The 14,330-nt window shown below is 39.5% G+C and carries 22 protein-coding genes; 21 read left to right on the forward strand and 1 reads right to left on the reverse strand.

All coding sequences use genetic code 11. The features are described from left to right. Window position 1: 1 nt before the first annotated feature. From K0S23_RS01665 to K0S23_RS01720, 12 genes are all read left to right on the forward strand, one after another. Window positions 2–1,420 carry a serine hydrolase gene (locus K0S23_RS01665; protein ID WP_300353355.1) on the forward strand — a complete coding sequence of 473 codons (1,419 nt, stop codon included), beginning with the start codon at window positions 2–4 and terminating at the stop codon, window positions 1,418–1,420. Between the two features lie 164 nt (window positions 1,421–1,584). After that, window positions 1,585–2,112: a MepB family protein gene (locus K0S23_RS01670; protein WP_300353358.1), complete on the forward strand. Its 528-nt coding sequence runs from the start codon at window positions 1,585–1,587 to the stop codon at window positions 2,110–2,112. 6 nt (window positions 2,113–2,118) lie between these two features. Beyond that, window positions 2,119–2,487, forward strand: coding sequence for a nuclear transport factor 2 family protein (locus K0S23_RS01675; RefSeq protein ID WP_300353360.1), 369 nt, complete (start codon window positions 2,119–2,121; stop codon window positions 2,485–2,487). Between the two features lie 26 nt (window positions 2,488–2,513). Continuing rightward, the gene (locus K0S23_RS01680) at window positions 2,514–3,227 is read left to right on the forward strand and encodes an acetolactate decarboxylase (RefSeq protein ID WP_300353362.1); all 714 of its coding nucleotides are present in this window, start codon (window positions 2,514–2,516) and stop codon (window positions 3,225–3,227) included. 119 nt (window positions 3,228–3,346) lie between these two features. Beyond that, window positions 3,347–4,210, forward strand: a complete 864-nt coding sequence (locus tag K0S23_RS01685; protein ID WP_300353364.1) for an SDR family NAD(P)-dependent oxidoreductase — start codon at window positions 3,347–3,349, stop codon at window positions 4,208–4,210. A gap of 62 nt (window positions 4,211–4,272) precedes the next feature. After that, window positions 4,273–5,190 (forward strand): helix-turn-helix transcriptional regulator, encoded by a 918-nt coding sequence (locus K0S23_RS01690; protein ID WP_300353366.1) that lies wholly within the window; start codon window positions 4,273–4,275, stop codon window positions 5,188–5,190. Between the two features lie 85 nt (window positions 5,191–5,275). Continuing rightward, window positions 5,276–6,010 (forward strand): sterol desaturase family protein, encoded by a 735-nt coding sequence (locus tag K0S23_RS01695; protein WP_300353369.1) that lies wholly within the window; start codon window positions 5,276–5,278, stop codon window positions 6,008–6,010. Window positions 6,011–6,067: 57 nt separating this feature from the next. Beyond that, the gene (locus K0S23_RS01700; RefSeq protein ID WP_300353371.1) at window positions 6,068–6,601 is read left to right on the forward strand and encodes a hypothetical protein; all 534 of its coding nucleotides are present in this window, start codon (window positions 6,068–6,070) and stop codon (window positions 6,599–6,601) included. After that, window positions 6,598–7,155 (forward strand): GNAT family N-acetyltransferase, encoded by a 558-nt coding sequence (locus tag K0S23_RS01705; RefSeq protein WP_300353374.1) that lies wholly within the window; start codon window positions 6,598–6,600, stop codon window positions 7,153–7,155. Before K0S23_RS01700 ends, K0S23_RS01705 begins: the two co-directional genes overlap by 4 nt. 100 nt (window positions 7,156–7,255) lie before the next feature. Beyond that, complete coding sequence (locus K0S23_RS01710; protein WP_300353377.1) at window positions 7,256–7,615, forward strand: hypothetical protein; 360 nt, start codon at window positions 7,256–7,258, stop codon at window positions 7,613–7,615. 86 nt (window positions 7,616–7,701) lie between these two features. Next, entirely contained in the window at window positions 7,702–8,124 is a 423-nt protein-coding gene (locus tag K0S23_RS01715) for an SET domain-containing protein-lysine N-methyltransferase (protein ID WP_300353379.1), read from the forward strand. Window positions 8,125–8,220: 96 nt separating this feature from the next. Further along, entirely contained in the window at window positions 8,221–8,937 is a 717-nt protein-coding gene (locus K0S23_RS01720) for a hypothetical protein (RefSeq protein WP_300353382.1), read from the forward strand. Here K0S23_RS01720 and K0S23_RS01725 read toward each other — a convergent pair. Continuing rightward, window positions 8,930–9,688 carry a helix-turn-helix transcriptional regulator gene (locus K0S23_RS01725; RefSeq protein WP_300353385.1) on the reverse strand — a complete coding sequence of 253 codons (759 nt, stop codon included), beginning with the start codon at window positions 9,686–9,688 and terminating at the stop codon, window positions 8,930–8,932. The genes K0S23_RS01720 and K0S23_RS01725 overlap by 8 nt on opposite strands. A 99-nt stretch (window positions 9,689–9,787) precedes the next feature. Here K0S23_RS01725 and K0S23_RS01730 point away from each other — a divergent pair, with 99 nt between their 5' ends. The 9 genes from K0S23_RS01730 (at window position 9,788) to K0S23_RS01770 (ending at window position 14,271) form a co-directional block, all read left to right on the forward strand. Continuing rightward, window positions 9,788–10,507 (forward strand): DUF3667 domain-containing protein, encoded by a 720-nt coding sequence (locus tag K0S23_RS01730; protein ID WP_300353387.1) that lies wholly within the window; start codon window positions 9,788–9,790, stop codon window positions 10,505–10,507. 166 nt (window positions 10,508–10,673) lie between these two features. Further along, window positions 10,674–10,982, forward strand: coding sequence for a hypothetical protein (locus K0S23_RS01735; protein WP_300353389.1), 309 nt, complete (start codon window positions 10,674–10,676; stop codon window positions 10,980–10,982). 6 nt (window positions 10,983–10,988) lie between these two features. Beyond that, window positions 10,989–11,534, forward strand: coding sequence for a dihydrofolate reductase family protein (locus tag K0S23_RS01740; RefSeq protein ID WP_300353392.1), 546 nt, complete (start codon window positions 10,989–10,991; stop codon window positions 11,532–11,534). An 11-nt stretch (window positions 11,535–11,545) separates the two neighbouring features. Further along, complete coding sequence (locus K0S23_RS01745; protein WP_300353394.1) at window positions 11,546–12,094, forward strand: GNAT family protein; 549 nt, start codon at window positions 11,546–11,548, stop codon at window positions 12,092–12,094. Window positions 12,095–12,129: 35 nt separating this feature from the next. Next, the gene (locus tag K0S23_RS01750) at window positions 12,130–12,606 is read left to right on the forward strand and encodes a GNAT family N-acetyltransferase (RefSeq protein WP_300353397.1); all 477 of its coding nucleotides are present in this window, start codon (window positions 12,130–12,132) and stop codon (window positions 12,604–12,606) included. 32 nt (window positions 12,607–12,638) lie between these two features. Further along, a complete protein-coding gene (locus tag K0S23_RS01755; RefSeq protein WP_300353400.1) occupies window positions 12,639–13,073 on the forward strand; it encodes a DUF1801 domain-containing protein in 435 nt (144 codons plus the stop codon). 2 nt (window positions 13,074–13,075) lie between these two features. Beyond that, window positions 13,076–13,408 (forward strand): hypothetical protein, encoded by a 333-nt coding sequence (locus K0S23_RS01760; protein WP_300353403.1) that lies wholly within the window; start codon window positions 13,076–13,078, stop codon window positions 13,406–13,408. 45 nt (window positions 13,409–13,453) lie between these two features. After that, the gene (locus tag K0S23_RS01765) at window positions 13,454–13,783 is read left to right on the forward strand and encodes a TfoX/Sxy family protein (protein ID WP_300353405.1); all 330 of its coding nucleotides are present in this window, start codon (window positions 13,454–13,456) and stop codon (window positions 13,781–13,783) included. A gap of 122 nt (window positions 13,784–13,905) precedes the next feature. Then, window positions 13,906–14,271, forward strand: coding sequence for a hypothetical protein (locus K0S23_RS01770; protein ID WP_300353408.1), 366 nt, complete (start codon window positions 13,906–13,908; stop codon window positions 14,269–14,271). Window positions 14,272–14,330 lie beyond the last annotated feature (59 nt).

The raw sequence follows: 14,330 nt of genomic DNA on the forward strand, positions 1-14,330 counted from the left end.
TATGAATTTCAAAAAACCAATTTTATCGATTATCCTGGTAGTATCAGCCTCCTTGTCTTTCGGGCAAAAGGCAACCCAAACAAAACGACTGGATTCATTATTTACTTCTCTTGCTGCACAAAATCAATTCAGCGGAAGTGTATTGATCGCTGAAAAAGGAAAGGTTATTTACAAAACCGGAAGGGGTTATAGTAACGAAGAAACGAAGGCGCTGAATAATCCGCAGACCATTTTTGAACTTGCTTCCTGTAGCAAACAATTTATCGGTGTTGCGATCGCCTTGCTTCACCGGGAGAATAAATTGAATTACACCGACGATATAACTGTTCATATTCCTGAACTGTCAAGTTTTAAAGGAGTAACGGTCTATGATCTCCTTCGGCATACGAGCGGCATTCCTGAATACTTATTCGGGGAGTTTACAAATGACTGGAAGAATGAGCGCATAGCAACGAATGAGGATGTGATTGCTTATTACGCAGCGCGAAAAGACAGCCTGGAATTTGCACCGCATTCTGCCCACCAGTATACCAATACGAATTATGTGTTTTTGGCAACGATCATTGAACGGGTGTCCGGACAAAAATTAAACGATTATTTGACGCAAAAGATCTTCAAACCACTGAAAATGAACAGGACTTTCATTTACAACAGGAGGTTCGAACCAAAAAAAATAAAGAATTATGCTACCGGTTATGTTTGGATAAACAATTCTTTTGAAAAAGCACCGGAAGACGATAAAAGAGTAGGACGCATGGTACCTTATTATTTGGATGGAATCGTTGGAAATGCAAAGGTGAATTCCACGGTAGAAGATCTGTATAAGTGGATGGAAGCCTTAAAAAACAATCAGTTACTGACCCGGCAAGAATTTGATGAAGTCATGGAGATCACTAAAACTGCTGATGGTGAAAAAGTAAGCTACGGTTTCGGATTTGAGGTGCGCAAAAATGGAGCGAATATCAGTTATGGACACACCGGAAGCTGGGATGGGTACATCACGTTTATGTATTATAGTTCCGTAAATGACAGAACAATACTGGTGTTGAACAATTTCAAAAACGGTGTTTGCGCTTACGAAACGATGAATGAAATATTGGATGATAAACCGACTTCAAAGGAATTCATCAAAAAAGTTCCCCTGACCGAAGAAAAGATCAAAAGCTTTGTCGGTGAATATACCAACCCGGAAGATCCTTCTCAAAAACACATTATTTCCTATTTGGATGGGCATTTGGTCTACAATACCGATAAGCTTAACTGGGACATGCGTTTCTTTCCTTCTTCCGAAAACACTTTTCAGGCTATCAGGCAAGGAGGAACAGACGGGGCTATAAAATTCACACCTCAAAGTGACGGAACGATGAAACTGGAAATGACACAATACGGCCAGGTAATTGGAAACGGAATACGAAATTAACTACCCCTGATTCAGGTTGTGATGAATGGATTTATGTTCCTTTATAGCCATTCATTCCGAAGCGATTTGTCAATGACAGGTCGCTTTTTTGCGTTATACAATCGGCAAATTGTAATAACTTCGAAACTGAAGTTGCCGTTAATTAAAATTCAAGGAACGAAAAAATGAGTACAATTGAAAACCCCGCTTATTCCGATCTGAAAATGATCAAAGAACTGGTTTACGATGCCTGCGGGTTTGAATTGACAAAGCTGACTCCGAATAAAGAAAGTCTCGAATATACTGCGTGCTCGTTTGAACTGGATGGACGCAGGGTTGAATATCGGACTTCTAAAATCACACCGACCAAAACCGGGCAGTTTGTCACGATCTGGAAACGAAACAAGGAGGGAATAACAGCACCTTTTGACAGTTCGGACGGAATCGATTTTATTGTGATAACATCCAAAAGCAATAACCATATCGGCCAGTTTATTTTTCCGGCAACGGTTTTGGCCGACAAAGGAATTCTTTCACTGAACGGGAAAGGGGGAAAACGCGGGATCAGGGTTTATCCGCCATGGGACAGTGTTACAAGTAAACAGGCAGAGAAAACACAAAGCTGGCAGACAAAGTATTTCGTATCAATCCAAAATGACGACCAAACCGGGCTTGACCTGGCAAGAAAATTAATTCATTCACACTTTAATTAACAAGATATGCAGATCACGAAAGAGAAGATAACAGAATTGGAAGGCAACCTGGCGGAAGGTATTAAGAGCAGTGATGTCACTTTCTTAGATACTGTTCTGCACGACGACTTATTATTTCTGGCTCCAAACGGACAGATGATCACAAAAGCAATGGATTTGGCTTCTCACCGGTCAGGCGAAATGATCATGGAGCAATTGGTTTACAAAATTGAAGAGATCAATATTATTGATGATACAGCTGTTGTCGGGCTTGTTTACGACACGAAGGGAAGCATGCTCGGAAACCCGATCGAAGGGCAATTCCGTTATATCCGAATTTGGAAGCAGTTTCCGGCTGGAATAAAAGTTATTGGGGGATGTTGTATGCAGCTTTAAAATCAAAAACACTAAAATGGAACGAAATGAATTTTAAAATCACGCTTCCCGGCTTGATTGTTTTCACTGGGATCAGTTGTTTTTCGTTTGCACAGCGAACAGGAAATACGGTAACGATCGTTGGAGAAATGAAAAATGTCATGTGGAAAGGAGAGCTTGACGGAAAGATAAACCTGGATACAATAGCTAATAAGACAAATCTTTACGGGTTTGGTCCGCTTGAATATTTGGCAGGTGAAATTTTAATTATTGACGGGAAATCCTACAAATCAACTGTTGTTTCAAACGCAGTAATGAAAGTTGAACAGACCGATGAACTGAAAGCCCCGTTTTTCGCCTACGCAAATGTTGAGAAATGGACAGAGCAAACCTTACCCGACAGCGTCCGGACAATTCAACAACTGGAACAATATCTTGAAGCAGCAACGAAATCTTCTTCGGAACCTTTTATTTTCAAGCTTTCAGGCACTGTTGAGCAGGCATCAATCCATATTGTGAACCTGCCAAAGGATACCAAAGTAAGTTCACCGGACGAGGCACATAAAGGGCAGAAAAACTACGAATTGAAAGACGAGCAATCAGAAATAATCGGTTTTTTCTCAACAAAGCACAAGGCGATCTTCACTCACCACGACACTTATTTACACATGCATTTGATCACAACAGACCAACAGAAAATGGGACATTTGGATAGTATGCTGCTTAAAAAAGGAGCGAAACTTTATCTGCCCGCAGAATAAGAAAGATTTTCCTTCTTTCATGATGCTTTCTCATTATGGATACAAATCCCCGCAAATGGGATACAACTAATTATGGACATTGCCGGACCTTTGATGCATACTAATTTAAAACACAAATTATGGTACATCAGGAAGACAATTCAATTACAGGTTCATCGGTAAATCCAAAAATATGGTTCATAACCGGTACTTCACGAGGTTTTGGGCGCGTGTGGACAGAAGCGATTCTTAAACGCGGAGATAAAGTGGCTGCAACAGCCCGTAAACTGGAAAGCATTGCAGATTTCAAAGAAAAATATGGCGAAAATGTTTTAACACTGGAATTGGACGTTACCGATCATGATCAGGTAAAAGCAGCAGTAGAACAAGCACATGCCCATTTCGGGAAACTCGATATCATCTTCAATAATGCCGGTTATTCACTTGTCGGAACCATTGAAGAAGCGAGCATAAATGAAGTCAGGGAATTGTATGAAACAAACATTTACGGACCGCTTGCCGTAATTAAAGCAGCTTTGCCTTTACTGCGGAAACAGGGTGGAGGTCATATTCTCGGCACCTCAAGTAACCTGGGACATGTCACATTACCTGTAATCGGTTATTACTGTTCTTCCAAATGGGCATTTGAAGCAATTCATGAAAGTTTGGCCGAAGAGATTAAATCCTTCGGAATTAAGGTGACGATTATTGAGCCCGGTGCTTATGCCACTGAATTCGGAAGTCAGGAATCGCTTAAGTTTTCTGACGGGATGAATCATTATGAAGATTTTAAAGCCGGCTTCTTCGGGCAATTGACTAATATGGAAAGAGGAAACCCGGACGCAACACCGGAAGCGATCTTCAAAGTGGTAGATTCGGAAAATCCTCCTTTGCGTTTCTTTTTGGGAAGTCATAATCTGCCTTGGGTAAAGAAAAGTTATGAGGAGCGATTGGCAACTTGGGAAGAATGGGGGCCTGTTTCTAATGCAGCTCAGGATTTATAATAAAAAGTGAATGATAACCGGATAATTCCTGCTTATTCGGTTATCATTGTTTAAATTTCAAAATGAAAAAGGAAGAAAATAACCATTACAGGTTTGATTCATTATCGGATGCGCTCCAGGTCTTTGGCCTGCCTAAACCGAAGCACCCGTTAATAACCTTGATAAATGGTGCAATTACACAGATTAATACCTCTCCCAGTTCACATGTGCTGAACTTTTATAAAATATCCTATAAATCAGGACTGAATGGAAAATTAAGATACGGACAGAATTATTACGATTTTGATGAAGGAGGTTTGTTGTTTGCCTCGCCCAATCAGATTATTGGGAATGCAGATGAAAGCAATCCGGGTGAGTGCTCACTCTATACCTTGCTCATTCACCCGGATTTTTTGTGGAATTATCCCCTGGCGAAAAAGATCAAACAGTATGGCTTCTTTTCTTATTCGGCCAACGAAGCTTTGCATTTGTCGGATAATGAAAAAGAAACGATCATCTCGATATTTAAGATTATTGAGGAAGAGCTGAATAGCAGAATAGACGATTTCAGCCAGGATGTTATTATCTCTCAGATAGAATTACTGCTGAACTATGCAAACCGTTTCTATAATCGTCAATTTATCACCCGTAAAGCAGTAAATAATGACTTATTGCAAAATCTCGATGAAACGTTAAATAACTATTTTGATAAAGAACTTTCCCTAAAACAAGGATTGCCTACAGTTCAATACCTGGCAGAAACACTGAATATTTCACCCAGTTATTTGAGTGACATGCTGCGTTCACTGACAGGACAAAATGCACAACAGCATATTCACGATAAATTAATTGAAAAGGCAAAAGAGAAATTATCAATCACCAATTTGTCTGTCACTGAAATAGCATATGAACTGGGATTTGAATACCCGCAGTCCTTCAGTAAATTATTCAAGTCAAAAACAAATCTCTCTCCTTTGGAGTTCAGAAAGACATTTAATTAATGCCTTAGGATTGTTTATAAGCGCATACTCTTTGATGATTCGTTTTTTTATTAAACCTTTACCGGGTAAATAGTGAAAAGTCAACATGAGACCTGTACTTGAAACATTCGGCAATGCCGGTATCTCCGAAGTAATTACCTACGGATTGATCATTAATTTCGGGATCTACTTCTGTTCTTTAGGACTTTATTCTGCATTGAATTATTTTCCTGGTAAAGAGCGTTTGGGAGAGCAGCAGCCGGTTCTTCGGTCGGATGTTATTTTGAGCCTGGTCACGGTGTTTTGTAATACATTAGTCTTTGTTTTTGGTGTCTTCCTTTGGAAGCGCGGTTTCATAGTTCTATCTGAAGGACAGAGTGTTTTTCGAATTGTTTTGGAAGTGGTGTTTTTGACACTGCTAATGGATCTGCTCATGTATGTATTTCATCGCTCTGTACACTTTACAACCTATTTCAGGAAGCTTCATCAGCGGCATCACGAACACGAATCCACGAACCTGCTGAGCCTTTTTGTACTGCATCCGGTTGAATCCATCGGTTTTGGCTTGATGATGCTGGGTGTTTTAGTATTCTTTCCGCTTTCGGCAACAGGGATTTCAATTTATTTGGTGATCAACTCCTTGTGGGGAACTGTCGGACATCTCAACCACACGGTTCTGCCGCAATCCTGGTTAAAAATTGCCCGAAAAGGGTGTTTATGTACTTCTGAGTTTCATTACTTGCATCATCAACATCCGGGATGCAATTTTGGGTTTTATACTTCGATCTGGGATCGTGTTTTTAAAACCAACTATTCTTCCCTTCAGGAAAATAATAATTGAACTGATTTAGAAGAAAACCTTATCTTTTGCGTTGATTTACCATTGAACGATTATACCATGAATCAATCCATTTTGATCAAATTAGTTCCGGTACTTGTAGGGATTGCTTTGTTCTTGTTACCTTCTTGCGGTACCACTGGCAGAATTGCATGTTATGATTTCAAGGTTTCAAAGGACTCACTCGAATTGGCTGTCAATCGGTTTTTAACTAAACATGAAGGATATCAGTTCCCTAAAAATGATACTACCTGGCGCGCCTACACTCCGAAAGATTCCGTGATCGATTATCAATTGATTGATGGTGTCATGCATCATCACTATAAAAGCCTGAAAAATACAATGGTTTACCTTTATTTTGAGAAGGGTCCGGAGGAAGTATATGAGTTGCGCTATTCTATGGATAAAGCATATTGGGACAATCATCCTTTTAGCAGTAGATTAGCACTTGTGAGTGTCATGGAAAAAGGAGGAAGGTGGAGACACAGCGATCCGATTTTTAACAGCTTTTTCAGAGGACGTAAAAGAGTGGAGAAAAGACTGGAAGAGGAAATACTCAATAAATTGCCCCATCCTTACGAAAAGATAAAATGATTAAGACAGAAAATAGAGCAGACTTGTTGTTATTCGGACAGCATACCGGAAGATTATATTTCAGGAAATTGGATTCGGAAGATTTTGATACCTGGCTGCGATTTTGTGAAGATCCGGATTCACTCAGGTATTTTGCTTTTTCCGAAACCGATCCGGCTGATGTAAAATGCCAGCAGTGGTTTGATAAGATTGCCTGGAGATATGAAAACAGTAAAGGGGGAATGAATGCCTTGATTGATAAGGAATCCGGCAGCTTTGTCGGGCAATGTGGCTTGTTGGTTCAAACCGTTGATGAGCAGGAAGAGCTGGAAATCGGGTACTCCTTAATGCCGGAATTCAGAGGTCTTGGGTATGCCCTGGAAGCCGCTGCAAAGTGTAGGGATCATGCTTTTCAAAATGAATTGGCTGATTCGTTGATCTCGATCATTCACCCGGATAATATTGCTTCACAGAATGTAGCATTGAAAAACGGGATGAAACTTTCAAAACAAACGATCTACAGCGGCATACCCGTGAATATTTACCGGATCATGAAAGCGGAATGGAAAAACTGATAGACGCAGTTAAGAGAGCAATCCGATTTAAATTGAACACGAATCGGAATGTTAAAAAAACACGTATCTTTCGTGCTTCTAAAGCAAAACTTACTCTACTATGAAAGATTTTCATGAAATCGAATTGTCAGATTCATCCAAAACGGATGGCCAAAAAGTAATCAGAACGGTTTATCAACTTTTGATCTTAATGGCTATAGAATATGTCATATCAATCGCTTGGTTTATTTTACAAAAAGGAGTTATTCCTGTGTTTTTTGAAAAAGAAGGAAATACGGATTGGACAAAAGTATCGCTTCTTTACAAAAATTTTGGATGGACAATGGACATCCTTTCGGTTATAGCTCTTCTAATTTTCTCCATCATCATCCCAAATAAAATTGCAAGGATATTTTTACTGGTTTTTCTTGGATTAAAAGTGCTATTCATAATTAGCTACAGAGTATTGGAACAACAGTAAGTCGGGGCAAGGATCTCATCTCGTGTAAAGACTATTCGAAAAACAGAACGGATCTAAGTTTTGTAATTCACCTCAAAATAAACGCTTTGAAAAATTCAAACAATCAAATTGAAGCTCCTGAATCCGACTATTTATACATAAGTCAATCTCAAATTCCAAATTCGGGTCAGGGTTTATTTACGGTAATCGATATTTACAAAGACGAAACGATTGCCTTGTTTAAAGGAGAAATTCTCAGCGATTTGGATGCGAAAACAAGAGCCGGAGCAGGAAATGACGGGTATTTTATCAATTTGTTAGACGGTAGCATCATGGATTCCAAAAATGTAGAGTGCTTTGCAAAATATGCCAATGATGCAGAAGGATTGTCTGCTTCAAAATTTAAAAATAATGCTCGGATTACTTTAGACCTGAACGATAATGTTTGCATCGAAGCCCTGAGAGATATCCGGGCAAACGAAGAGTTGTTTTGCAGCTATGGCAAAGAGTATTGGAAAAAGCACGGATGAATGACAGGCCATTCCAGAAATAGCGCTGCTTTTGAAAAATGAATATTTTAAAAGATATTTATCCTTTGATTCTTAATGTTTTGAAAACAAAAAAAAATGATTGACAATCTGCCAATGTATATTTCGCTGGTATTTGGACTGACAACTGTTGCAACACTCTTGCTTTTTAGTTGGACGGTAAAAAAATCGGCTTCACATAAAATTGCTAAAACAGCTCCTATTGTAATGTTGGGCTTAACAATCTGGCTGGGTATTCAGGCCGGTTTGACTTTGGAGAATGTGTACAATTCGGATACTGATTCCTTCCCGCCGAAAATTATGCTGATGGGAATTTTGCCCACGGTTTTGACTATCATCTTATTGTTTTTAACTTCAAAAGGAAGACAGTTTATGGATAGTCTGCCCATCAAAAACCTTACATACTTAAATACCGTGCGAATACCTGTGGAGATCGTCTTGTTCTGGCTTTTCCTAAATAAAGCAGTGCCGGAGTTGATGACTTTCGAGGGCAGGAACTGGGATATTATTGCGGGAATTACAGCACCTTTTATTGCTTATTTCGGAATCCGGAAAAACCGTGTAAATAGAAAGCTGCTGTTGTGGTGGAATATTATTTGTCTCGGTCTTCTGATCAATATTGTAGTAAATGCCTTGTTTGCCGCACCTTCTCCGATTCAAAAATTCGCCTTTGACCAACCGAATATTGCCATTTTGAATTTTCCTTTTAGCTGGTTGCCCACCTTTATTGTTCCGATCGTGTTTTTTGGACACCTGGTTTCAATCAGGCAAATCCTGAAGCAAAATATTAAATAATCTTATTATTAACGGCATAAGCAAGGGCTTCCGCAATATTGCTTACATCCAAACGCTCAAAGATCCGTCGTCTGTAATACTTCACAGTGTCCGGAACAACAAATAGTTTATCGGCGATCTGGTTGATGCTTAATCCCTGTGCATGCAAACGTAAGAGTTCGATTTCCCGTTCGTTCAATTTCGGTTTCATAGACTTCAACCAGCTGTTGTTTTCCGTATTCAGTTCCCACAACTCATCGGAACCTTGTTTTTCAATAAAGACATTTCCTGCTTGCTGATGATGTGAAAGGGAAACAATACACATCGCCTTCCAAATCTTGTGCTGGCTGGTAAGGAACAATGGAGTGAGCTTATGGTTGATCAGGATGTTTTTCCCGCTTTTGTCCGCCAGGTGAAAATCATAAGTGATGCGGTATTCTTTTTTATTGCCAACGGGTATTTTTTCAAAGAAATCAAATCCGGCTTCGTTGATCTGCTCCAATAACTTCAAATCCTTTTCAGGGACATTCCGGAAGTAGAATTCGTATCCCATGTCCAGTACTTCTTCCGATGAATATCCACACAGGAATAAAGGGTTCTCGGAAACATATTCAAATCCCATTTTCTCGTAATCGATCACATATACACTTTCATAGGTTAATCGCGCAAAAGACCTTACAGCTTCAAGGTAATCAGTTTGGAGCTGATCTTCTGTCGATACATTTTCTACTTTGTTTTTTGTAAGCAGTGTTGACTGGGAATTCTTTTTCATGGGCCCGATGTGAATCACCAAATTTACACTAAAGTGTAGTGATCAGATGTATTACTTGTTTGATTTTTGTATCGGACTTATCAAAAGGAACGAAGTAATATGACAAAGTGTAGTAATTGTAAGAATCCAATTAGCAACAACTTCTGCGGATATTGCGGACAAGCGGCAGAACTAAAACGCATCAATGGCCGTTACATCCTGCACGAACTCAATCATGTGCTGCATTTTGAAAAGGGAATTTTATTTACAATAAAAAGCTTGCTGATTAATCCGGGACAAAGTGTAAGGACCTTTATTTTCGAAAACAGGAACAAGCTGGTAAAACCGGTCATTTTCATTGTTATTACTTCATTGATCTACACGATTATCTCTCACTGGTTCCACGTTGAGGAAGATCGGACACCTGCTGAAAAGTCAATACTGTCAGACATTGGGGTGATATTAGAATGGCTGCAGCATCACTACGGGTATGCGAATTTGATCATGGGCGTGTTCATTACGCTTTGGTTAAAATTGTTTTTCAGGAAGCACAATTATAATTTCTATGAAGTTCTCATTCTTTTATGTTTTGTCATGGGGATTGGAATGCTGCTGCTTGCCGTTTCTGCATTCATTGAAGGAGTAAGTGGTTTTCATCAACTTGCATGGCTTACGCAGGGGCTTAGTGTCATTTATTCCGCTTGGGCGATTGGAGAATTTTACAACAAATCCAAATTTACCACATACCTGAAAGCACTTGGAGCATATCTTTTGGGAATGCTAAGCTATTGGATTTTAATTATTGTTTTGTGCATAACAGTAATAATTATAAAGCATTAATTATTCCTTTTTATTGTGCGAAGTTTAAAGTCGATTAAGATCAGCACACAACAAATCCTGAAAATTCTATAGGTCCTTTCCCGGATTATCTTTATTGCTATCTGTATTCAGGCAGGTGGATTTATAACTAACATCTTTGTAAATTTGGATGTCAAAGAAGTGATTTATGACAACAGCAGAAGAGGCATATCTTTCAATCGGACAAGGATTAAAAGGAGCCATTCAAAGCCAGCTCTTCGGAAAACCTTGCTTTAAGGCCGAAGGAAAAGCCTTTGTTTGTTTTTTTAAGAATGCAATGGTTTTTAAATTAAGCGGCGATTCACATACAGAGGCTCTATGCCTGGATGGGACTCACTTATTTGATCCCTCAGGTAAAGGAAGACCAATGAAAGAATGGGTGCAGGTTCCCTTTGTTTATCATGACAAGTGGGAGAAGTACGCACGGGAGGCATTGAACTACGTTAATTCGAAATGAAAGTGTATGAAAAAAGTAATCCTGGATCTGGCCGTAACTCTGGATGGATTCATTGAAGGCCCGAACGGAGAAATCGATTGGTGTATCATGGACGATGATATGGATTTCGATGGGTTTTTAGCAGGTATTGATACCATATTTTACGGAAGAGTAAGTTATGATTCCTGGGGGAATTACCAGGCGGATGAAACTGCAGGCGAGACGGAGAGAAAATTATGGGAGGCGGTCCATTCAAAGAAAAAGGTGGTTTTTACAAGCCAGGAAAGAAAGGATGACAGGGCTGTTTTCATTCATTCTGATATTGGAGAAAAGGTAGCCGAAATGAAGCAAGAGGACGGAAAGGATATCTGGTTATACGGCGGTGCGAGCCTCATTAAGACCTTTATTCAGTTAAACCTGGTTGATAGTTACCGGATTTCTGTTCATCCAACAGTTTTGGGAAAAGGAAAGCCCTTGTTTGAAGATTTAAAAGAACGTATCGAACTGAAACTGATCGAAAGCAAGCCATTTAAATCAGGAGTGGTGCAGCTAATTTATGCGCCGCTTAAATAAAACCGATTGCAATGAATTTTAAACAAATAGAAACCAGCCGGCTGATTTTGAAGGGACTTTCTCCCGAAGACATGAAAACTGTTTTTGAGAATTATCCGAAGGAGAAAATAAAACAAATCCTCGGACACCGCTCGGAAGAAGATTACCTGAAGGAAGAAAACAAATACAGGAACGGTTATGCAAGTTATAACCGCAGTTTTATCCTGTTCCTGTTAACGGATAAAGCTTCCGGAACCATTATCGGGCGTTGCGGACTTCACAATTGGAATACGGACCACAGTCGTGCTGAGATCGGTTATTCAATGGAAGATGAAAGTTATAAACGCCTGGGCCTGATGTCTGAAGCAGTTGAAGCAATAATCAACTACGGGTTCACACAACTGAATTTGAACAGGATAGAAGCGCTCGTTGCGCCGAATAATATTCCTTCGCTCAGGCTGATTGAAAAAAACAACTTTACCCGGGAAGGATTGTTGAGAAAGCATTACAATGTTTCGGGTGTTTTTGAAGATTCTGTCATGTTCTCGAAGCTTTATGAGGAACATGTAAATGAGAAGTAAGATGTAAACCGGATAACTAGTCAAAACGAGATCAGATGTACACAATTGTTCCCTTTGAAAGGTATTATCAGTCGGAGATAGATGAACTGATGAATGAAATTCAAAAAGAGTTTGAACTCCCCTTCAGAAGCCCCGATCCGGTCCCGATTTTCGAATATGTTTTGTCGGGAAACTTGTTTTGGGTCGCTCTCCTGGAAGAACAGGTTATCGGTACGATCGGGCTGTCTTGTTTTGACGATAAAACAGGGGTTATAAGAAATATGTTTGTTGCGAAAGAACACCGGGGCGGACAACCGGGGGTTGCGAAGCAGCTGCTGGATACTGCATTGGAAGCAGCAAAAAGGCTCGGTTACAACGCCGTATATCTTGGAACAATGATGCAATTCAAAGCCGCTCAGAAGTTTTATTCCAAAAATAATTTCGTCCTGATTCCACGAACAGATCTGCCTGAAGGAATGACTTTTAATCCGGTCGATGACTTATTCTATGTTTTAAAGTTTGAAAACAATTAATTTGACTATTTTACATTAGCAATAACGAAGAAATGGCAGAAAAGAAATCAAAATTGGCAGAGATCAAGACCAAACCGACTGCAGCCAGTGTGGCGGAATTTATCGGTGGAATTGAAGACGAAATCAAGCGCAAAGACAGTTTTATATTGCTGGAAATGATGAAGAAAGCAAGCGGTGAAGAACCTGTGCTGTGGGGGAATTCCATCATCGGGTTCGGAAATAAACGATACAAAAGCGAACGCTCCGGAAGAGAAGTAGATTGGTTTCTGATCGGTTTCTCACCCAGAAAGGCAAACTTGTCGCTATACATTAGTGTGGCGATCGAAGAACATGCAGATGCCTTGAAAATCCTCGGAAAACATAAAACCGGCGGCGGCTGTTTATACATCAACAGGCTGGATGATGTGGATTTGAATGTGTTGATGGGAATGATAAATACGGCTTTGAGTAAAAAACAAATCCTTTGATAATGGAATCAACCGAATTAGATGAGTTAGAACTATTTCTTGGAAAAGAGATGCTGTTGCTAAATTTGAAAGGAAATATATTAAGGAAAGCAAGCCGGAACTTTAATATTACAACAGATGAAGCTGAAGCCCGGTATCTGATTGTAAGAACGAAGATAAAAAAGCAAGCAGGCAGAAGAGCCTGGACCTATTTGTTGATTGGTTCTGTCTTCCTGGGCGTGGGATTAATAGGCACTTTCTCAAAAACAGGTTTTATTTTTATTGGAGCATTGCTGGCAGGAACGGCTTGTACTCTCACAGCGTTCGGTCTTTTCCGTTTATCAGTTAGGAAATAAAGAATTCAGCGTTACTTGGATTTACTGTTTTAAAAACAACATTACATGGCATCAGATCAAAGCTTCGTAGATTTTATCATCGATCAAATTGACTCTTCAGGAAGAGTTACATACAAAAAAATGTTCGGGGAATACGGTTTGTATTCGGATATTAAATTGTTTGGTCTTGTTTGCGACAATAAGTTGTTTGTCAAACCAACTTCATCCGGAAGGGAATTTATTGGGAATGTAGTGGAAGCCCCTCCATATCCGGGAGCAAAACCCAGCTTTTTGATCGAAGACAAACTGGAAGATAAGGATTGGCTGAAAGAATTGGTTCGCTTAACAGTCCTTGAATTACCGGAACCTAAACCCAAGAAAAAGAAAAAATCATAGACAAATCCTGAATGGTGTTAAACCAAAATCCGGGTATTGGATAAATATGCTTACAATTCTCGAAATAAATTAATTTTGAGGAATTCGGAATTATCTTTAAACACACTATTCACAAAGCTGCTATGAAACTTTCCAAAGTATGGCTCAACAGGATAGAAGGAATCGGATTGGTACTCATTCTTTTTTCCTTCTTTGCACAATCATTTCAAAATGACTCTGAAAACTCGTTTCGGGAATCACAGAATTATCATCTGAACAAGAAACTGGATCATATTTGGATATGGATCGGAAAACAATATTCGGAGAGAGGGTCTGAGGAGCCCTTTAGTTTAAAATCGGCTCATAAGGATTGGGAATTCTATTCCAGGCAATCTAAAGAATTGGAAAGCTGGGAAAATAAAATTGAATTGTTTGAGCAGTTCGGAACCTGGATTTTTGTACTGGGAACTGTATTGGTCATTGCTCCGAAATTCTTAAATGAAGAATAATGGTTGATTCCGAATAAAACAATATAAACAGGCAACCGGATAGTTGTGTGAAGTTTCCC

Source organism: Fluviicola sp. (assembly GCF_029266855.1).
Lineage (GTDB): Bacteria > Bacteroidota > Bacteroidia > Flavobacteriales_D > Crocinitomicaceae > Fluviicola.